The sequence below is a fragment of the Hydrosulfovibrio ferrireducens genome (assembly GCF_046883345.1).
GTDB lineage: Bacteria > Desulfobacterota > Desulfobulbia > Desulfobulbales > Desulfurivibrionaceae > Thiovibrio > Thiovibrio ferrireducens.
In genome coordinates this window covers 1-20,232 of the sequence record NZ_JALKCW010000010.1, presented here as the reverse complement: position 1 = coordinate 20,232, position 20,232 = coordinate 1, and the positions used below count along the sequence as shown (strand labels likewise).

Annotated in this window: 19 protein-coding genes; 4 read left to right on the top strand and 15 right to left on the bottom strand. The window is 58.3% G+C overall.

Translation table 11 applies throughout. From position 1 onward, the window contains the following. Window positions 1-23 precede the first annotated feature (23 nt). The gene (locus MWR57_RS03550) at window positions 24-3,284 is read left to right on the top strand and encodes a DUF748 domain-containing protein (RefSeq protein ID WP_423123411.1); all 3,261 of its coding nucleotides are present in this window, start codon (window positions 24-26) and stop codon (window positions 3,282-3,284) included. 128 nt (window positions 3,285-3,412) lie between these two features. Here the strand turns inward: MWR57_RS03550 and MWR57_RS03545 are convergent, their stop codons facing one another. Together MWR57_RS03545 and MWR57_RS03540 are read right to left on the bottom strand one after the other, a co-directional pair. Next, complete coding sequence (locus MWR57_RS03545) at window positions 3,413-3,850, bottom strand: hypothetical protein (protein ID WP_479723939.1); 438 nt, start codon at window positions 3,848-3,850, stop codon at window positions 3,413-3,415. Beyond that, entirely contained in the window at window positions 3,828-4,430 is a 603-nt protein-coding gene (locus tag MWR57_RS03540; protein WP_423123409.1) for a hypothetical protein, read from the bottom strand. Before MWR57_RS03540 ends, MWR57_RS03545 begins: the two co-directional genes overlap by 23 nt. 234 nt (window positions 4,431-4,664) lie before the next feature. Between MWR57_RS03540 and MWR57_RS03535 the strand changes: the two genes are divergently transcribed. Together MWR57_RS03535 and MWR57_RS03530 are read left to right on the top strand one after the other, a co-directional pair. Continuing rightward, complete coding sequence (locus MWR57_RS03535) at window positions 4,665-5,639, top strand: LysR substrate-binding domain-containing protein (protein WP_423123408.1); 975 nt, start codon at window positions 4,665-4,667, stop codon at window positions 5,637-5,639. 73 nt (window positions 5,640-5,712) lie between these two features. Beyond that, on the top strand, window positions 5,713-6,177 hold the full coding sequence (locus MWR57_RS03530) for a NanQ anomerase/TabA/YiaL family protein (protein WP_423123407.1): 465 nt from the start codon (window positions 5,713-5,715) through the stop codon (window positions 6,175-6,177). 119 nt (window positions 6,178-6,296) lie between these two features. On the opposite strand, the gene recQ is transcribed toward MWR57_RS03530, so the two are convergent. From recQ to MWR57_RS03470, 12 genes are all read right to left on the bottom strand, one after another. After that, window positions 6,297-8,111: a DNA helicase RecQ gene (gene recQ, locus MWR57_RS03525; RefSeq protein WP_423123617.1), complete on the bottom strand. Its 1,815-nt coding sequence runs from the start codon at window positions 8,109-8,111 to the stop codon at window positions 6,297-6,299. 399 nt (window positions 8,112-8,510) lie between these two features. Then, window positions 8,511-9,362 carry a thiamine pyrophosphate-dependent enzyme gene (locus tag MWR57_RS03520; protein ID WP_423123406.1) on the bottom strand — a complete coding sequence of 284 codons (852 nt, stop codon included), beginning with the start codon at window positions 9,360-9,362 and terminating at the stop codon, window positions 8,511-8,513. Beyond that, window positions 9,359-11,056, bottom strand: coding sequence for a 2-oxoacid:acceptor oxidoreductase subunit alpha (locus tag MWR57_RS03515; RefSeq protein ID WP_423123405.1), 1,698 nt, complete (start codon window positions 11,054-11,056; stop codon window positions 9,359-9,361). The genes MWR57_RS03520 and MWR57_RS03515 overlap by 4 nt, the downstream gene beginning before the upstream one ends. A 17-nt stretch (window positions 11,057-11,073) precedes the next feature. Next, a complete protein-coding gene (locus tag MWR57_RS03510; RefSeq protein ID WP_423123404.1) occupies window positions 11,074-11,370 on the bottom strand; it encodes a hypothetical protein in 297 nt (98 codons plus the stop codon). A 41-nt stretch (window positions 11,371-11,411) separates the two neighbouring features. After that, window positions 11,412-12,302 carry an NAD(P)/FAD-dependent oxidoreductase gene (locus MWR57_RS03505; RefSeq protein ID WP_423123403.1) on the bottom strand — a complete coding sequence of 297 codons (891 nt, stop codon included), beginning with the start codon at window positions 12,300-12,302 and terminating at the stop codon, window positions 11,412-11,414. 108 nt (window positions 12,303-12,410) lie between these two features. After that, window positions 12,411-12,863, bottom strand: coding sequence for a hypothetical protein (locus MWR57_RS03500; RefSeq protein WP_423123402.1), 453 nt, complete (start codon window positions 12,861-12,863; stop codon window positions 12,411-12,413). Between the two features lie 186 nt (window positions 12,864-13,049). Then, window positions 13,050-13,298, bottom strand: coding sequence for a hypothetical protein (locus MWR57_RS03495; protein WP_423123401.1), 249 nt, complete (start codon window positions 13,296-13,298; stop codon window positions 13,050-13,052). 229 nt (window positions 13,299-13,527) lie between these two features. Continuing rightward, the gene (pyrF, locus tag MWR57_RS03490; protein ID WP_423123400.1) at window positions 13,528-14,235 is read right to left on the bottom strand and encodes an orotidine-5'-phosphate decarboxylase; all 708 of its coding nucleotides are present in this window, start codon (window positions 14,233-14,235) and stop codon (window positions 13,528-13,530) included. A gap of 26 nt (window positions 14,236-14,261) precedes the next feature. Then, the gene (lptC, locus tag MWR57_RS03485) at window positions 14,262-14,837 is read right to left on the bottom strand and encodes an LPS export ABC transporter periplasmic protein LptC (protein ID WP_423123399.1); all 576 of its coding nucleotides are present in this window, start codon (window positions 14,835-14,837) and stop codon (window positions 14,262-14,264) included. Further along, window positions 14,834-15,478: a 3-deoxy-manno-octulosonate-8-phosphatase KdsC gene (gene kdsC / locus MWR57_RS03480; RefSeq protein WP_423123398.1), complete on the bottom strand. Its 645-nt coding sequence runs from the start codon at window positions 15,476-15,478 to the stop codon at window positions 14,834-14,836. The genes lptC and kdsC overlap by 4 nt, the downstream gene beginning before the upstream one ends. Then, a complete protein-coding gene (gene kdsA, locus MWR57_RS03475; protein ID WP_479723938.1) occupies window positions 15,475-16,317 on the bottom strand; it encodes a 3-deoxy-8-phosphooctulonate synthase in 843 nt (280 codons plus the stop codon). Before kdsA ends, kdsC begins: the two co-directional genes overlap by 4 nt. 95 nt (window positions 16,318-16,412) lie before the next feature. Then, complete coding sequence (locus tag MWR57_RS03470) at window positions 16,413-18,068, bottom strand: CTP synthase (protein ID WP_423123397.1); 1,656 nt, start codon at window positions 18,066-18,068, stop codon at window positions 16,413-16,415. Window positions 18,069-18,452: 384 nt separating this feature from the next. Between MWR57_RS03470 and MWR57_RS03465 the strand changes: the two genes are divergently transcribed. Beyond that, the gene (locus MWR57_RS03465; protein ID WP_423123396.1) at window positions 18,453-19,667 is read left to right on the top strand and encodes an IS256 family transposase; all 1,215 of its coding nucleotides are present in this window, start codon (window positions 18,453-18,455) and stop codon (window positions 19,665-19,667) included. Window positions 19,668-19,728: 61 nt separating this feature from the next. Here MWR57_RS03465 and MWR57_RS03460 read toward each other — a convergent pair whose 3' ends face one another. After that, window positions 19,729-20,079, bottom strand: coding sequence for a hypothetical protein (locus MWR57_RS03460; protein ID WP_423123395.1), 351 nt, complete (start codon window positions 20,077-20,079; stop codon window positions 19,729-19,731). Between the last annotated feature and the right edge of the window lie 153 nt (window positions 20,080-20,232).

The window sequence follows — 20,232 nt, the reverse complement described above, 5'->3', positions numbered from 1 at the left end:
GACTCTTTCCCACGGAGAATGCCATGCCGAAACGTATCGAACCGGGACAGTTGTTTTCCCTGCCGCCACTCTGGCGCCGCCGCCTCTCCATCCTGGGCATCACCCTTGCCACGCTGTTCACCGTCTATGGCCTGGCGGGATTCCTCCTGGCCCCCTATCTCCTCTCCAGATATGCGCCGCAATATGCCGAAGAGCAGCTCCACTCCACGCTTCTGCTCGGCAAGGTGCGGATCAATCCTTTGCTCTTTACCTGCGAGCTCCAGGATCTCAGCCTGCGAATAAACAACGCGGACGAACCCATCTTCTCGGCGCACAGGCTTTTTGTCGACTTCGAACTCGAAAGCATTATCCGCCGCGCCTGGACCTTTGACGACCTTGTCATCGAGAGCCCATCCCTTCATCTGAAGATCGACGGCGACGGCCGCCTCAACCTGGCCGATTTCCTTGCAAGAGAGCCAGCGTCAGCCCCGCCGCCGGACACGGGGAAAAAGAAGCCCCTTCGTTTGCTGCTGCAGCACCTGGCCCTATCCAGCGGCACGGTGCATCTGGCCGACCATTCCAAAGCAAAACCGACCAGCACCACCTTTACGCCCATTGCCCTTGAGCTCAAAAACATTTCCACCCTGCCGGAGCATCGCGGCGCCTATACTGTTTGCGCCGCCCTTCCTGACAACGGCACCCTTGGCTGGCAGGGGGAATTGTCCCTCCAGCCGCTCTCTTCCACCGGCTCCATTGAACTCAAAAATTTTAAGCCCGCCGCAATCTGGCACCTCTTTCAGGACGGATTGAATCTCGCAAAACCCGCCGGCACGGCACACCTCACGGCAGGGTACCTTTTTTCCGCCGGCAACGGAAAATCCGAACTACGGATAAACCCCATCCGGTTGGAAGTACAGGGACTCTCGCTCACTGAAAAGGACACAACAGAGCCGCTCCTGAATATCGAGAGTTTCGCCGCCTCGGGCGGAGACATTGACTTTGCCACCCGCCGGATCTCCTTGCCATCGATTATTCTCAAGGGTGGCCGGTTCGCTGCCGTGGTCAATGCCGCAGGTGTCGGCAATTGGCAAAGGCTTGTCAAGGAAACGGACAATCCTCCCGCCACAACCGCCAAACCCGCTCCCGGCACGACGCCCCCTTGGCGGATTTCCCTCGGCTCTTTCGACGCCACCGGTCTCAACCTGCAGTACAATGATGCCAGCCGCGCCACCCCCATCAGCCTCAAGGCGGACCTCGCCCTTTCGCTGTCCGGAGGCAGCCTGGACCTCGGCCGGCAGGAAGCCGTGGTCAAACGTCTTGCCCTGAGCGGCGGAGGAATTACCTATACCCAAAATCCGCTCAGCCGCAAGAAATCCGCGCAACGAAACGCCCGGTCCGAGAGCGGACCGCCACCAGCGGGAGAAACCGGGCCGGAGCAAAAAAATCCCTGGAAAGTGGCGCTCAACCAACTCGACATCTCCGGATTTCGCCTTGGCTTTGTCGACCAGAAAAACACCCCGCCCCTGGCGTATGGGCTGACCGGCCTGACGGCGCAGGTGAAGGATTTCGGCAGTCCCGCCGACAAACCGATCGCCTTCGAGGCGCAGGCGGAAATAGACCAAGGCGGTTCAGTCAGCCTGAGCGGAACCATGGCGCAATCAGCCGGAAAACTCGGTCAAACGGAGGCCCGGATCGGCATCACCGAGATGAACCTCAAGCCCCTGGCCCCACTGGTTACGGAGCATGCCGCCCTGGCCCTTGTTTCCGGCAACCTTTCGACAAACTTGCACCTGCTCCATGCCACGGACGGAACAAAACCTTCGCTCACCATGGAGGGCGAGGCAACGATCGGAAAGCTGCTGCTCAACGAGGAAAAAACCGGGGCGCGCCTTCTTGCCTGGAAAGAACTGACCGCCAGCGGACTTGATTTCGGACTCAACCCGGACCGGCTGACCATCAAGCAGATCCGGCTGCGGGAGCCGGGGATAAAAATCACCATCTTCAAGGACAAGAGCCTCAATCTGGCCAAAATCCGCAAACAGAGCGAAGAAACAGCGGAAAAGAAAGAGGACGCCGAAAAGCCCGCCTTTCCCGTGGCGATAGATCGCATCCGCCTCAATAACGGGGTGGTGGATTTTGCCGACTTAAGCCTGGTCCTGCCCTTTGCCACCCGGGTCACGCAATTCAAGGGCGCAGCCACCGGCATCTCCTCCAAGCCGGGCAGCCGCGCCAGCCTCAAATTCGAGGGGAGGGTCGGCGAGTTCGGTCAGGCCAAGGCCAAGGGCAGCCTGATCCCATCCAACCCCAAGCAGTTCACCGACATCACGGTTACCTTCCGCAATGTCGCCCTGATGCCCCTCTCCCCTTACAGCGCCACCTTCGCCGGGCGGAGCATCGCCTCGGGAAAACTCAACCTCGATCTGGGCTACAACATTAAGGACAGCGAATTGCTGGGCGAAAACTCGGTGGTCCTGGAGGATTTCACTCTGGGGGAGAGGGTCGAAAGCCCCAGCGCCATGGATCTGCCCCTGGATCTGGCCATTGCCCTGCTCACCGACAGCGCGGGCAAGATCGATATCGCGATGCCCATCCGCGGCAACGTAGACCATCCGGAATTCTCTTACGGGCATCTCATCAGACAGGCGCTGTTCAATCTGCTCAGCAAGATCGTGACCGCGCCCTTTCGCGCTTTGGGCGCCATGCTTGGCGGCAATTCCGAAAACCCGGGCATCATCCTCTTCGAACCGGGCCGGGCAGAGCTTGCCCCGCCGGAGCAGGAAAAACTTAAAAATATCGCGGAGGCCCTTGCCAAGCGGGAACAGCTCCAACTCACCGTCCATGGCGGTTTTGCGCCTGGCCTTGATGGTACGGCAATCAAACGGTCACAGCTCCGGCGTACCCTGGTGCAGGAATTTGGGACAACCCCTGGCCCCATTGCCTTTGACAACGCCAAAACCCAGCGCGCCCTGGAAAAACTGGGCGAAGACACGTTGGCCGCCTTTCAGTCCCGCTATGAAGAGACCTCCGGCCAAAAGGCCAAACGGGTCAACCCGGCTCTGGCCTTGCTCGGAAAGGCCAGCGAGGATTCCGCTTTCTACCGGGCCCTGTTTCGCCATCTGGTGGAGACCGCGCCCCTGCCCCAGACGGAGCTGCAGGCCTTGGCCGAACAACGTGGGGTGGCCATCGTCCAAGAACTCACAAGCCGTTTCAAAGGGGATCCCGCCAGGATAGGCATCGGCCCTGCGGTGCAGACCGAGGAACAGGAAGAGGGTGTCCCTGCCAAGCTCGAATTGAGCGCGCGCTGAAGAACCAGCTTTCGCTCAAGGTACCCCGCACTCTGCAAAAAACTCTGCGGCCTTGCCAGGGGAGAAGGGCTGGCAAGGCCGCAGTCGCCCCGGCAGCGAGGGAAGGGCGCAACCGGTGCTGAGGGCGATCACTGGGCGCGGACTTTGCCGCCAATCATAAAAGCCGCGCTCACCAAAAAGATATTTTTCACGATATACTGCCCTTCCAGGGTGAGCCCGAAAGGCGGACGGGTAAAACAAATTTCCGGCAGCAGAAACAAGGGCAGCATCGTTCCTGGCAACTGAAGAAGCAGAAGCAGCAGGGCGATGCGGATCAACGGCCGATAGAGCAGACACAACCCGACTGCCACCTCCCACCAGCCGAGAACCGGCAAAAAAACCTGGGGGGAAACCCAATAGACCGTCCGCTTGATCAGCTCTTCCTCCGGACTCATGCCCAAAGGCTTCAGCAGGCCGAACCAGATGAAGATCAAGGCGATGGAGTATCGCATCAGGGGCTGGCAGTACCTGTCCATCCCCTGGGAGATCCTGATATCGGCTCGATCAAGCCAGGCGTACATCCGCATTCTCCATTCCCCGCGCTTTCCTCTCAGAAGGATATGCCCTACCGGTGGCATACACGGATTTGTACTCCGTGTACCGCGTGTCGTAGGAAAATTGCGGGATATGGGCGTTGTTCAGGATAAAGTTTTCCAGTTGCCGCACCTGAACCTCGGAAAGCTCGCCAAAACGGATCCGTCTTTCCCTGACAAAATAGTCGCTCGACAAAAACCGGGAACACACATCATCGGCCAGGATCTCAAAGGGAACCCCCTGGACATGTTGGCCGTTGTGGGTAAAGAGGATTCCCTCCCCAGGCAGTTCCGCTGGCGGAGGGTTGTCGGCAATGTATGAAAACGACACCCCGCCCATGCTGATGTCGAGCACCCTGCCGACGCCCTGATGGAACACGTACATTTCCTGGCGCGGAGTGAATCGGGGAAATTTTCCGTGGTGCTCGTCCGGCGCATTGCCGGTCTGGACAAGATTACCGCCCCCGGCATTGAGCCATGTTCTCGACCGGTTTCCCGAAACCTCTTCGCTTTTCCTCGGAGAAGCGTTGCGTTGTGGGGCAATCCTGCAGATACCATCTTCCGACTTTCCCATGGCATTCCTCCTTGTTACTGAAGTATCCTTGTGGGGCTCGTCCCGCCAGATTTTTGTGCCGCGGGAAACGACCCGTGCGTGTTTCTCTGTCCCATGCGCCCTGCCGTATATGCACTGTAGCGAACCTTAATGATAAATAAAAATGAATAATATAGATATTTGCAGCAAGTTTTACTTATAGTAGAATGCCAGTAAAAAGACACAGACCAACCATTGCCGCGCGAGGGATTCCTGATGAGCATTACCTTGAGACAACTGGAAATCTTTGTCGCCGTGGCAGAAACCCAGCAGGTGACCAAGGCAAGCGAACGGCTGTTTTTGACCCAATCGGCGGTGAGCATGGCCTTGAATGAACTGCAGAATCAACTGGCCGGCCCCCTTTTTGACCGGCGGGGCCGCACCCTGCTGATCAACGACCGCGGCCGCTACCTCCTGCCCTTTGCCAAGGAAATCCTCTGCCAGATCAACAACATCGAAACCCTGATGACCGAGAAAAAAGACAAGGTTGTCGGCGCCCTCAAGATCGTGGCCAGTTCCACGGTCGGCAATTATGTCCTGCCCTATCTGATCGGCGCCTTCAAGCACATGCATCCCTCGGTCTCCATCGACATGGAGGTCTGCAACACCAGCCATGCCGAGGAACTCATCGTCGGCGGTAGCATGGATCTTGGGTTTGTGGAAGGCGAGGTCAGCAATGACCAAATATCAACGATTCCCTGGCTGCAGGATGAACTGATGGTGATCGCCAGCCCAGCCAGCGAAATAGGCGCCCAGAAGACCTTCCGGGTGCCGGAGGATCTGGAGAGATGCGAGTGGGTCATGCGGGAAAAGGGCTCGGGCACGGCGCAGATCTTCAAAAAGAAACTGGGCCGCCATGTAACCAGGCTCAAGGTGATCATGGAACTGGGCCATACCGAGGCCATCAAGAAGGCGGTTGAATCCGGGGCCGGGGTTGCCTGCCTCTCAAAACTGGCGGTCTGCCGGGAAGTGGAACAGGGCTGGCTGGCCGGATTGCCAGTGGAGGGCATCGACATGAAACGGACCCTGCAGATCATCCAATACAAGAAAAAAGCCTCCACCAATCTGATGGAGGAATTCATCAACTTCTGCGCCCTGCTCAACGAGTGCAGTCAGGGGTGCGCCTGCCTCTCCTCGCCCTGGAAACTCCAGGATCTGCTGGCAAAATCCTGCCAGCAGCCTGGGGCTTGACAGGGCCGAGGTCATTCTGTAAACAGAGCGGAATTTTACATGGCGCGGAACGCCAACACCAGAGGAAGACACCATGATTGTTGATCGTTTAGAGCACTACAGATGTTATCCCTTTGGCAAGGCGTGGCAAATGGCCTTTGATTTTCTCCTGTCGTTGCCCCACGACGCGGAAGAAAAAAAATACCCCTTGCTTGGCGATGACCTTTTCGCCATTGTCATGCGCTATGAAACCCGCGCTCCGGAAAACGCCGAGATCGAAGCGCACCGGAAGTATCTCGATATTCAAGCGGTTATCACGGGGGAAGAAGGGATTGGCTGGAGCCAGATCGATGACCTGGAGATTGACACACCCTATGACACAGCCAAGGATGCGGAATTGTACAAGCACCCAAAACAAGGGCTGCTGCGGGTGGATCTGTTCCCGGGAGACTTCATGGCGTTGTTCCCCCATGACGCGCATATGCCGTCGATCATGACCCGGCAAGGACCGGTCTTCACCAAAAAGGTGGTGGTCAAGGTGGGCATGCATCTCTTATGAGCTAGCAGGCGTACTCCCCTCCCGAAACGGGAAGAGATGGGGGGTGGGTGAGATGGCAAGCCACACAACATCTGCCAACTTCCCCCTCTCCCTAGCCCTCCTCCGCCAGGAGGAGGGGATTATTCCTCTTCCTGGCTCACCTCGCAAAACCGCCGGATTTCGCCAAGAAACTCCGCGCCGTAGCGTTCCAGCTTGTGGGCGCCGACGCCGTGGATCTGCAAGAAAGCCGCGTCGTCAATGGGCAGCAAGGCAGCCATCTCCGCCAGGGCGACATCGCTGAAGATAACAAACGGCGGCACCCCGGCTGCGTCGGCCAACCCTTTGCGCACCGCACGCAATCTCTCAAACAGCTCCGGATTGTACTCCAGATCACCGACCTTGCGCCGTACCGGTTTGGGCAGGGGGGCAACCTTGGCCCTGGGCTTGGCCATGCTCAGGGTTTGTTCCCCGCGCAGCAAGGGCCGGGCCGACTCGCTCAACTTGAGCACCGAGTAGTTTGCCACGTCCTGTTCGAGATATCCCTGCTGCACCAGATGGCGGAGAATGCTGCCCCAGTACTCCTGGCTTTTGTCCGCGCCGATGCCGTAGGTGGAAAGGTGGTCGTGCCCCAGTTGCAAAAGCCGCTCTTTTTTCGAGCCGCGCAGCACCTCGATCACATACCCCACCCCGAATCGCTGCTCCACCCGAAAGACGCAGGAGAGCGCCTTACGGGCATCCTCCGTCACATCGACCAACTCCGGCGGGTTGAGACAGATATCGCAATTGCCGCAATCCTGCTCCAGACGATCGCCAAAATAGCCGAGCAGCACCTGCCGACGGCAGCTCAGGGCCTCGGCAAAGCCCACCATGGTGTTGAGCTTGTGGAGTTCGATCCGCTTCTGTTCCGCATTGCCGCTGTTCTCGATCAGACCGCGGGCCAGGGCGATATCCCCGTAGCCGAACAGGAGCAACGCTTCGGCGGCCAAACCGTCGCGGCCGGCGCGGCCTGTTTCCTGGTAATAGCTCTCGATGTTCTTGGGTATGTCGTAATGCACCACATAGCGGATGTTGGACTTGTCGATGCCCATGCCAAAGGCCACCGTGGCCACGATGATCCGGACATCGTCGCGCAGGAAATCCTCCTGCACTTGCTGGCGCTGAGCCGCAGGCAGCCCGGCGTGGTAGGAGGCGGCAGAAAAACCGGCATCGCGCAACTGCTCCGCCACCTTCTCCACCCGCTTGCGGCTCAGGCAGTAGACGATGCCTGCCTCCTCCCGCCGCCCCTGCAAAAAATTGGTGAGCTGTCCAAAGGGTTTATGCTTTTCCAGCACGGTGTAGCGGATATTGGGCCGGTCAAAGCCGGAGACATAACACTGGTTTGCGCGTAAGCCCAGACGATCGAGGATATCCTTGCGGGTGTGCGGCTCGGCCGTGGCGGTGAGGGCGATCAGGGGGATGTCGGGAAAGAGCGTGCGCAACTGGCCGAGCTTGCAGTATTCCGGCCGGAAATCGTGGCCCCACTGGGAGATGCAGTGCGCCTCGTCAATGGCGAACAGGGCGATGGGGATCTCGCGCAGCCGTTCGACAAACCCGTCGCTCATCAACCGCTCCGGCGCGACATAAAGCAGGTCCAGCTCCTCCCGGTGCAACTGGGCAAGAACCTGGCGGGCCTCCTCGCTTTTTAAAGAAGAGTTGTAAAAGGCCGCCCGGACCCCGCAGGCCAAAAGGGCATCCACCTGATCCTTCATCAGCGAAATCAGGGGAGAAACCACGATCCCCACGCCTTTCCGGTGCAGGGCCGGGATCTGATAGCACAGCGATTTGCCGCCGCCGGTGGGCATCAGGACAAAGGCATCCTCGCCCCGGATCAATCCCTCGATGATCTCCTGCTGCGGAGGCCGGAAGGTGTCATAGCCGAATATTTTTTTGAGGCTTTCCTGGGGGGTGGTGTGCATGCGACTCAAAGATCTTCTCCCATATTTTTAATCGATCTTTGATCTTACCCATCACGACAACACTCCCGCCACCATTTATCGACCGATCCGAAAAAATTCTGTTTATCAACCAATCTCAGTTAAGTCCTTTGGCCGCATGGCAGTTAAAATCCCATTGGCACGCAGCCGAGCACCGGAGAGGCTGCCGAAAAAGGGCTTTGCACTGTCTGAGCGCAGCGAGTTTGCAAAGCCCCGGCAGCATCGAGGAGTACCCCATGCGGGGCATAAACTCCGGGCATCCCGCCTTCGGCGGGACAAGAGACACAGGGTGCCCTTTCTTTGGTTCGTTTCTTTGGGCAAGCAAAGAAATGAACAGTACCGGCGTTGCCGAAAAATGTGTTTTGAGTTTTCAGGAGTCCATCAAAAATATCCCTGCATTATCTGCTGCAGCCCCTCCCGGGAAACCTCCTGCCGTGCGAGCGGCCCGTTTTTAAGAACCGCGAACTGCTCCTCAAAGAGCGGCTTTTCCATCTTATGGATCACCCCGAGCGGGATGCGCTCCCCGAATTCCAGGGCAATGCGGAGGGCCTGACCATGATCGGTGGGATCATGGTCTTCGCCAAGCTCATAACAATGCTCCTTGTACCATTGGTAGGTGTTGATCTTGTTGAACGAGACGCAGGGCTGCAGGATATCCACCAGGGAGGTGCCCCGATGCTTGATGGCCTGGGCGATGAGGTCGGCGAGATGCTCCGGCAAGCCGGCATAGCCGCGGGCCACAAAGGAAGCGCCCATGGTCACCGCCACGGCCACCGGGTTGAAGGGCAGGGCAAAAGCGCCATGGGGCTGGGCCTTGGTCACGAATCCCTGCTCCGAGGTGGGGCTGGCCTGGCCCTTGGTAAGACCGTACACCCTGTTGTCGTGCGCCAGGATGGTGAGGTCGAGATTGCGGCGCAGGGCGGCGAGGAAATGGTTACCGCCCTCCCCGTACATGCAGCCGTCGCCGCTTTCGGCGATCACGGTGAGTTCGGGGTTGGCGAGCTTTGCCCCGATGGCCACGGGCAGACTGCGGCCGTGCAGACCGTTAAAAACATTGGCCTTGAGATAATGCGGGGTCTTGGCCGCCTGGCCGATGCCGGAAACCAGCAGCACCTGATAGGGAGAAAGTCCGCAGGCGACCAGGGCGTGCTTCAGGGAGTTGAGAATCCCGAAATTGCCGCAGCCGGGGCACCAGGCTGTTTCGTATTTGCCGTATTCCTCAATGGATGTCATGCGCGTTCCTCCATGGCTGCAAGGCGTTCCACAATGTAGCGGGCGGTAAAGGGCAGTCCGTCGTAACGCGCTATCCTTTCAGGGATGGCAAAACCTGTCTCCCGTTGGATGAGCCGGGCAAATTGGCCGGTGGCATTGCCCTCCACGCACACGATCTTGCCGGCCCCCTGAAGGATGTCGAGAAACTGGTCAGGGACCAGGGGCCACACCTGGGAAAAATGCAGGCTGGCGACCTGCCTCCCCTGCCCGCGCAAAACAGCGGCTGCCTCCTGCACCGGCCCGAGGCTTGAGCCCCAGCAGACGAAAAGAAGGTCCGCGCCCTTTTCCCCGCTAAGCTCGGGAGCGATGGCCTCCTGCTTGAGCAGCTCACATTTGCGGAGCCGTTTTTCCACCATGGCAATGCGCACCCCGTGGTCTTCGCTGATATGCCCCTCTTCGTCATGCTCGTCGCTGTCCGCCACCACCAACTGCGGCGAAAATCCTGGCAGCAGCCGGGGCGAAAGGCCATTTTCCGTGAGCCGGTAGCGCTGGTAAGGGATCGACGCCGACGCCGTCTCACTCCCCGTTGCGACCGGAACGATGGTCGTCAGGTCAAAGGGCGCGACCGGCCGGGACGAATCGGCCAAAAACTGATCGGTGAGAAGAAAAACCGGCGATTGGGACCGCTCGGCCAGGGCCAAGGCTTTTTGGGCCAAAGCAAAGCAGGCTTCGATGCTGCCCGGGGCAAAGATTGCCCTGGGAAATTCGCCATGCCCCGCATGGAGCACGAATTCCAGGTCCGCCTGTTCGGTGCGGGTGGGCATGCCCGTGGCCGGACCGGGCCGTTGAGCCACCGCGATGAGCACCGGCGTTTCGGTCATGGCCGCCAAGCTCACCCCCTCGGCCATCAGGGCAAAACCGCCGCCCGAGGTGGCCACCATGCTGACCGCTCCGGCAAAGGCAGCGCCGATGGCCATGTTGATGGCAGCGATTTCGTCCTCGGCCTGCTCGATCACGCACCCCATGACCTCGGCATGGGTGATCAGCTCAAGGACAATGGAGGTGGCAGGGGTCATGGGATAAAAAGCGCAAAACTTAAGGCCGCCGGCCAGAGCGCCCAGGGCGATGGCCTGATTGCCGTTCAGTAAAAGCCGATCCGCCGCAGAAACTCCGCCGGTCAGGGCAAAGCCATGCTGCGGCACATGGACCGCGGCCCACTCCCGGCTTTTTTCCATGATCTCCCGGTTTTCAGCCAGGGCTTCCGGATGTTTTTTGCCGAGCATCGCCTCCACCGCCTGATGCAGAGCCTCGGAGGGGAGATCCAGGATATTGCCGAGCAGGGCGAGGGCGGCCGTGTTCCAAAGCTGCTCCGGGCCAAGCTCGGCAAAGGGCACCGCAATGACGCCCGGCTGGTCGGGGGCAAAGGAGGCATCGGCAATGAGCAGCGCCTGGCCGGTCAATTGCCCCCGATGCAGCGCCACGGTTTCGGCGTTGAGCGCCACCAGGATGTCAATGGACACGCGGGGCGCAAAAAATGGCCCCGCACCCAAACGGATGGCAAAGGTGTTGTGCCCGCCGCGAATTCTCGAATGATAACTCTGGCTGACAAAAACCTCATACCCAGCCCGGACCAGGGCCTTGCTGAGCAACTGGCCTATGGTCACCAACCCCTGACCGGCCTCGCCGCCAATAAGCAAATGGATGTCCAGTGACATGATCGTGGCTCCTGGGGTTATTTTTTAACTGCTTTGTAACGGGCGTACAGATCGTGCATGCGATGGCGCAACGCGCTGATCTTTTTCGAGTCTTCCTTGGAGAGCCAGCGCGGTTCGCTGACCGCAAAGATGACCTTGGCCAACTCGTCAAGCACGCCCTCGGTGGCCTGACACCACTCATCGGTGCAGATATGCGTCATCTCCTTGGCCTCATCAATATCCTTCGCCACCAGAGCAAGGGATTTCTCAAGATGCTCCAGGAACTCCCGGTGCGCACGCAGCATGGTTTCTTCCATTTCAACCTGACGTTTCATGATGTTCCTCCTGTGCGGGATGACGGTTTATGCCGCGCTGCTCACAGATTCAGCAGCCGGCGGTTGATCTCGATGCCCACCATGGCTCCCTGGCCGGCGGCAATGATGGCCTGGGCCTTGCCCGCCTTGAGGGCGCCCAGGGCAAAGAGATTTTTAACAGAGGTTTCGCAGGCAGGGTCGGTTGCAAGCTCGCGGCCGTTGCCCTCCCGCGCAAGGGCAAGCCCGGCCAGACAGGAGTCGTTCACGGTGTACTCATAACTGAGCATGACCACCTGGCAGGCAATCTCCCGCCCGTCCGTCAGCCTCACGCCGCGCAACGTTGTCTCGCCAAGAAATTCCTGTGGAGCCCCGATCAGGAAACCAATTCCGTCCTCGGCCAGCAAATCGGCATGATCGTCCGGCAGAACGCCGTCCGGCAGGATGAGCATGATATCCGGGGTGAACATCTGGCGCATGGCAAAGGCGAGGCGCATGGCTTCGAGGGAATCGCCGAGAATGACGAGCTTCTTGCCGGTGGTGCGGTAACCGTCGCAGTCAACGCAGGTAAAAACCGTGCGGCTGAAAAACCTGTTCATCCCCCTGATTTTCGGCGGATGCTCGACAACTCCGGCGGAAACAATGGCATAGGGCGCTTGGTACCGCCCCTTTTCCGTGGTCACAACAAACCCGTTCTCGACCCGAACCGAGGCAACATCCTCCCGTCTGAACTCGGCGCCGAAGGAGGTGATCTGCCTGATGCCGGTATCAACAAGTTCTTTCCCGGAGGTACGCTCAAGGCCGAGGTAGTTCTCGATGTGCAGGGCATGGCGTGTCCTGCCGCCGCCGTGATCGAGGAGGATGACCTTCCGGTTATAGCGGGCCAGATGGATGGCGGCCTGCAAACCGCCAGGCCCTGCCCCGATGATGATGCAATCGTAGCTGTTTTCTTGCATGGGCTTTTCCCAACCCTCCCCCCGGCGGCAGGAAATCGTTTGCAAAGAGGGACACGCGGATTGGTCAGGAGCCGATGGGCAACCCGGCTGATCCGCGTGTCCGGAACCTCAGAGGAGCCGATAGGGATAGGCGCGCTTGGTCCATTCGCTGTCGGGAAAAAGAGCGGTCAATTTTTCATAGGCCGCCTTCAGCGGCTTGGGATCCTGCGACCGCTTGTAGCTGCAGACGCCGACCAGGAAAATGGCCTCGGGCGCGCTGCCGCTTTGCCCATACCCGTCGAGCAGTTGCGCAAGGCGGGCCAAGGCCTCGTCGAAACGGTCATTTTCGTAATGATATTTGCCCAGTCCCAACAGGAGCGAGGGAATCAACTCCTCGGGCCCGAGAAACCCCACGGTGCGATGATGTTCCTGACCGTCCGGGCTCAAGGTTACCAGGGTGGGGGTCCACTTGACGTTGAACTTGTCCGGATGGGGTTTGCTGTCAGACGGAATGCGGAGCGGTATGAAATTTTCCTCGATGAATTGCACCACCTTGCTTTCGGGATACGTAACTGTATCCATCTGTTGGCAGCCAATTCAGTTGGGGTTGAAAAAATCGAGCAGGATCGGTTTGCCCGCCTTCCGCCCCAGACTCAGGGCATCGTCCATTTCCGTGCGCCATTGGATTTTTACCGTCATGTTTGTCCCTCCTCGTGTGGTTAGTGGATAAACACCCCGTTTTCGCAGTTTGCTTCAGAACCGCGCACGCTACATCTGCTCGATATTTTTCCTGAGCTGGCCGATCTGCAGCCCCAACGACACGCATTGCTTGCCGTCCATGCACTGTTGCGCTTCGGAGTCCTCCAGGAAGGTCTTGAGCTCATGTTTGTCCTTCTTGAGATCAACGACCCAGGCCTTGTTGTCCTTGTCGTAATCAACCTTGAGGTCGATGCCGCAGGCGCCGATCTCCGGAAAAACAGCCTTGATCTTCTCACACAGCTCTTCTTTGGTGTGCATGGCGCGTCCTCCTGTTGTGTTCTGCTATTCAGAATTCATATATTTTACTATATGCCCTGAAAAACCGGATGTAAAGGGGCGGAGGGGAATTTGCCCAGAATGCTGTCCTGTCTGCCTTTGAAGACAGAGGGGGTGGTGTTCGCGCACGAAAATGGGTTGCTGTTCTCTGCGTGAAAAAAACGGGAGGAGAGGAGATTTTGATGCCCAGGTTGCCTGCCAGGCTCTTGCCTTACCGAAGAGCCTGGGCAATCTCCTGCTGCATGGCTTCGATAACCGCGATGGGATCAGCGGCCTTGGAAATGGGGCGGCCCACGACCACCTGATCGGCGCCGCTTGTGATGGCGCGGCCTGCGGTCATGATCCGGGTCTGATCGTCGGCCGTGTCCAGCACGTTGGCCCCAGGCCTGATCCCCGGCGTGACCAGCAACAGCTTCTCGCCAAGCCCGTCGCGCAACCTGGCCGCCTCAAGACCGGAGGAGACCACCCCGTCGCAGCCCAGTTCCAGCGCCCGTTTGGCCCGGAAATAGACCAGATCCTCGATGGACTGGGTCATGCCCATGGCCCGCAGGTCTTCCTCGCCAAAGCTGGTGAGCACGGTCACGGCCAGCAGCTTGATGTCTCCTTTTTCCTCCAGGGCCGCCCGGATGATCGGGTCGTTGCCGTGCACGGTGGCCAGGCTCACCCCGTGGCTTCTCAGTTGAGCCACGGCCAGCTTGACCGTCTCCGGAATATCGAAAAATTTGAGATCCAGCATCACCTTGTGACCCCGGTCAACCAGCCAGTCAACGGTCTGGAACCAATCGGCCATAAAAAGCTGCAGCCCGACCTTGTAAAAACCAAGATGGGATTCGGTTTTTTTCACCAGCTCCCTGGCCTGCTCCGGGGTTTCCACATCAAGGGCCAGGATGATCCGTTCTTTCAAGGAAATATCTTTCACGCGCTACCTTTTTCCTTATGCCAATCTTACTGAAAATCCACCTTGACCCGGCCGCGAACATCGTAGGAATCCTTTTCCATGTCATACGCCATCCCCATGCCGCGGATGTCCAGGTTTTTGTCGGTGATCTGCACCGGGTCCTGGGTCGTGATCTTTCGGGCCTGATCGTCATAGCTGAGGCTGTCGGACTGGATCAGCATGCCTTTCTCGGCCTGCACCTTAACTTCGTTGCGCATGGTGAGAACTTTTTGCTTGCTGTTGTATTCGCCTTCCTGGCCGGTGATCACAAACCTGCGTTCGGCGTTCTTGAAAACCTGCGCCTCCACCGCTACGAGCTGCATTCTGTCCTGGTCTTCTCCGGAATAGAGCCGCTTGGCCTGGATCTGCCAGTCCCGCACCCCGTTTTTCAGTTGGGAAAACAAAACCCCCTCCATGCTGAAACCGGCGCCTGCGGTCGCGGCCTTGGGCGCAGCAAGGGTAGCGCCGGAATCCATGCCGCCGCGGGGAGCGAGAACCCGGGTGAACGCGCCGCCCCAAATCGGCCAGGAAAGCACAAGAACCAGGGGCAAGGCCCAGAGGATATTGCGGTAACCAGTCATCATCGCAGATACCTCGCCAACAGCTCTTCCCGTTGTCCTTTGGCCTCGATGATCAGTTCGCACAATTCGCGCACCGCCCCCCTGCCTCCGGCCTGCCTGGTCACATAATGGGCAACCGCCTTGACCTCGGCCACGCCGTCGGCCACCGTTACCGCCAACCCCACCCGGCTGAGCAGGGGCAGATCGAGCCAGTCATCGCCCATGTAGGCGACCTGTTGGGGGGTGAGCTTCTGGGCGGCGAGGATCTCGGTGAAGGCCTCGATTTTGTTGCCCACTCCCTGGTAGAGGTGGGCCAGCTTCAGATCCTGGGCCCTGCGCTCCACCGCCTCGGAACGGCGGGCGGTGATGATGCCCACCTCCACTCCCGATTCCCGCAGAAGGCGGATGCCGAAGCCGTCCTTGATGTTGAAGGATTTCAGCTCCGTGCCGGAATTCCCGTACGTGATGGTGCCGTCGGTGAGCACCCCGTCCACGTCAAGGAGCAGGAGCTGGATCTCCTTTGCCCGGGGCAGGCAGACGCGCCAGGCATAGCCGCGCTCGTCCTGGCCACTTCGCGACATGGCCCGCTGGCGCAACCCTTCGGTGACCTCGCAGTCGGAAGGGTACTGGCCGCCCGGGATACCGCAGGAACCGTTGCCGGTCATGGACCGCCCTCCGCTGCTTGCCGCTGGATAAGGGCATGAATCTCCACAAGATGGGCGAGCAAAGGTTCCACGTCGTTGAGGGGCATGGAATTGGGCCCATCGCACAAGGCCTTGGCCGGATCGGGATGGATCTCCATGAACAAGCCGTCGATCCCCGCAGCCACGGCGGCCCGGGCCAGAGTGGGGATAAACTCGCGCTGGCCGCCGGAACTTCCCCCTGCCCCGCCGGGCAATTGGACGCTGTGGGTCGCATCATAGATAACCGGGCAGCCGAAGGAGCGCATCACCGGCAAGGAGCGCATGTCAACAACCAGATTGTTGTAACCGAAGGTGGTGCCCCTCTCCATGAGCATCAGCTTATCTTTAGCCACCGCGTTGATCTTGCTCACCGCGTGCTGCATATCCCAGGGCGAGACAAACTGACCTTTTTTGAGGCTCACCACCTTGCCGGTTTTGGCCGCAGCCACCAGCAGATCGGTCTGCCTACAGAGAAAGGCGGGAATCTGCAAGACATCCAAGACCTCGGCGGCCGGACCGACCTGGGCCACCTCATGCACATCGGAAACCACCGGCACGCCAAAATCCCGGCGGATATCGGCCAGGATACGCAGCCCCTCATCCAGACCGGGGCCGCGGAAGGCAGCGAGCGAGGTCCGGTTGGCCTTGTCAAAGGAGGCCTTGAACATGTAGGAAATGCCCAACCGGGCGCAGATCTCTTTAAGCCCTGCGGCAACCTCGCGGCACAGGTCGGCCGATTCGATGACGCACGGCCCGCCGATCAATAAAAAAGGCCGGTTGGGACCGACCTCGAAAAAATCTGGGATACGCACAGGCTCCACTTTTGCTCTCCTTCGTTAAAGACAGGTCCAAGGTGAAAGGGTAAAGGTTTTGCTTGGATTCTTCGCCTTTAGCCTTTGACCTTTCACCTTTCCCTTTAAATTCCGGCGTTCTCCAAAGCTGCCTTGATGAAATTCGTAAACAGGGGATGCGGCTTCATGGGGCCGGACTTGAATTCCGGATGAAACTGGCAGCCGAGAAACCACGGATGGTCGGGCAGCTCAATGATCTCCACCAGCTTTTCATCCGGAGAGGTGCCGCTGATGATGAGCCCATGTTTCACCAGCTCGTCCTTGAAGGCATTGTTGAATTCGTAGCGGTGCCGATGCCGCTCTTGAATCTCGCCCGTACCATACGCCGCGTGGGCAAAGGTATTCTCCACCATCTTGCAGGGGTAGGCCCCCAGCCGCAGGGTACCGCCCAGGTCGGTGGCTTCGTCGCGGATCTGGGTTTTGCCGGTGCGGTAATCATACCACTCCTTAATGAAGTAGATGACAGGATGCTTAGTAAGCTGGTTGAACTCGGTGCTGTCGGCATCTTTCATGCCTGCGACATTTCTGGCGAACTCGATCACCGCCAACTGCATGCCAAGGCAGATGCCGAAATAAGGAATCTTTTTCTCCCTGGCAAAGGTCACGGCCTGGATCTTGCCCGCCACCCCGCGGCTGCCGAAGCCGCCCGGCACCAGTACCCCGTGGCACCCGGCCAGCAAGCCGTCGGCGCCCTTGTCTTCAATCTCCTCGGCGCTCACATAGCGGAGCCGCACCTTGGCCTCGTTGGCCACACCCCCATGCACCAAGGCTTCGTGCAGGCTCTTGTACGACTCGGTCAGATCGACGTATTTGCCGATGATGCCGATCTCCACCTCGCGTTTGGGGTGCTTGACCTTCTCGACCAGCTCCTGCCAGGCGTCCAGGCGCGGCGATCCGGTCCAGATATTGAGCTTATTGAGGATGATGTCATCGAGCCCTTCGGCATGGAAACAGAGCGGCACTTCGTAGATATTGTCCACGTCGCGGGCCGTGATGACCGCCTCTTTCTCCACGTTGCAAAACAGGGAGATCTTGGCCTTCAGCTCATTACTGAGCAACCCTTCCGTGCGGCAGAGGAGAATGTCCGGCTGGATGCCGATGGCGCGCAGCTCCTTGACGCTGTGCTGAGTAGGCTTGGTCTTCACCTCGCCAGCGGTCTTGATGTAGGGAACCCAGGTCACATGGATGTACAGGGAATTTTCCCGCCCCACATCGGTGCGGAACTGACGGATCGCCTCCAGAAAAGGCAGCCCTTCGATATCGCCGATGGTGCCGCCGATCTCGATAATAGCCACGTCCACCTCGCCTTCAAACTGGAGGATGGCTCTCTTGATTTCGTCGGTGATATGCGGGATCACCTGCACGGTGCCGCCCAGATATTCGCCGCGCCGCTCCTTGCTGATCACCGAATGGTAGATGCGGCCCGAGGTATAGTTGTTGCGTTGCCCCAGGGCCACGGAGGTGTACCGCTCGTAATGGCCAAGGTCAAGATCCGTCTCCGCCCCGTCGTCGGTGACATACACCTCGCCGTGCTGGAAGGGGTTCATGGTGCCGGGGTCCACGTTGATATACGGGTCCAGCTTCTGAAAGGTGATGGACAGCCCGCGGCTCTCAAGCAGGGCGCCGATGGACGCGGCTGCCAGCCCTTTGCCCAGGGACGAAAGAACGCCGCCAGTGATAAAAATAAACTTGGTCCGATGGGTCTGATTGGTAGTTTTCATAAAATGGCGCCGGTCTCATAGAAATAGGAAAAAACACGGAGGATGACTTTCAGCATGCGCAACACAACCCAGACAGTCAGGCCGCAACACATACCCATCAAAATACAGTATTCCGCCCTCTTTTGTCCAAGGGAAAATACCCCAACAACAAGAGAACTTGCCGGACAGCTTGCAGCAAAGCACGGGGCGGGGAAAGATTCATGAAAACCGCAGAACAGCCTTGTAAGTCCTGCCTGGCTGCCCCTAAATGCGGTAGACTTCTCGGCGGTGGCCGACCTTGACCACCCAGATGGTCAGTTGGGTATCTTGTAGAGGGTGTAAAAAGGATTGTGTAAATGGCCATTCCGGGGGTAGAAAAGTTCGCCCCCAACCAAGGAGAGAGATATGGCCATTTCCAAAGAAGTGCTTGACCAACTGATTGCCGATTACAAAAAGCCGGAAGACCTGATCGGCGAGAACGGCATACTGAAACAACTGACCAAGGCCCTGTTGGAGCGGGCCATGCAGGCCGAGATAACCGATCACCTCGGCTATCCCCGGAACGCCCCGGCGGGGAAGAATAGCGGCAACTCCAGAAACGGCAGCTACAAGAAGAAGCTCAAGGGAGACTTTGGCGAGATTGACGTCGCGGTTCCCCGTGACCGGAACGGCTCCTTCGAGCCGATCATCGTTCCCAAGAGAGAGACCCGCTTCAAGGGGTTTGACGACAAGATCATCTCCATGTATGCCCGGGGGATGACCACCCGCGATATCCAGGGCCATCTGGAGGAGATTTACGGGGTCGAGATCTCCCCGACCCTGATCTCCCAAGTGACCGAAGCCGTCATGGAAGAGGTCCGGCTCTGGCAGAACCGGCCATTGGAAGATGTTTACCCCATCGTCTATCTGGACGCGGTACGGATCAGGGTCAAGCACAACGGTCAGATCATCAAGAAGGCCGTCTACCTGGCGATTGCCGTGACGATGACAGGCGTAAAGGAGGTTCTCGGCATGTGGGCCGCTGAGACCGAGGGCGCCAAGTTCTGGTTGGCCATCCTGACCGAGCTGAAAAACCGAGGCGTGAAGGATATCCTGATCGCCTGTGTCGATGGACTTAAAGGGTTCCCGGAGGCCATCGAGGCAGTGTATCCCTCTGCCCAGGTCCAATTGTGCATCGTACACCTGGTGCGGCACAGCCTGAACTTCGTTTCCTGGAAACAGCGCAAGGAAATGGCGGACGACCTGAAGGAGATTTACAGCGCCCCGACCGCTGAACAGGCCGAGACAAACCTGATCAGCTTCGGGGAAAAATGGGATTCGACCCATCCTCGGGTCAGCCAGTCTTGGCAGAACAACTGGCAGCGGATCATCCCGTATTTTTCCTATCCGCCGGAGATCCGCAGGGTGATCTATACGACCAATACCATTGAGTCGTTGAACATGTCCCTGCGCAAGGTCACCAAAAACCGGGGCTCCTTTCCGAACGACGAGGCGATGTTCAAGCTGTTGTATCTGGCGCTGACGAATATTTCGAAACGCTGGACGATGCCGATTAAAAACTGGAAATCGGCGCTGAATCAGTTCAGCATCATGTTTGAAGACAGGCTGCCGGAATTTTGATCACAAAAACCATTTACACAAAATTCTTTACACACCCAAAAAAACTGCCCCATTTTCCTCTCTAAGCGATAGGCATGTTTGCAGATGCCACTTTGGGTTTAGGGAAATAATTTGCCAAGATTGAATCAATATTCTGATCGGCTTTGGTGCCAATTATCACTCTTCGAGGCATAATTCCAGGCCTCCAATTTTCACCTAATGCGATATACTTTTTTCCGTTAGGACACGTTTTCACTTGTTTCTTGGTTGCTATCCCTGTAAACACGCGAAACTCAGCCGAGGCAGATGGATAAACAAAAATACGCAATTCACGCTCGTCTTCATAGCAGGGATCTTTGTGAGTGGCGCAGAACTCCATTATCTTTCTATGTAAAACACTATCTGGCCACATTTGTTCCCATTGAAGCTCCACGCGAATGTCCGCTCTAGCAGGCTGTTGAAAAACTCATCAAATATCGAGACTTTTTAATCCGCTCAATGTATTCTGTAACCAGTTAGGATAACTCATAAACATTGAGGAAAACATGCGCGGAACCGACACCCACCAACAGATGTTGTTCAGCTA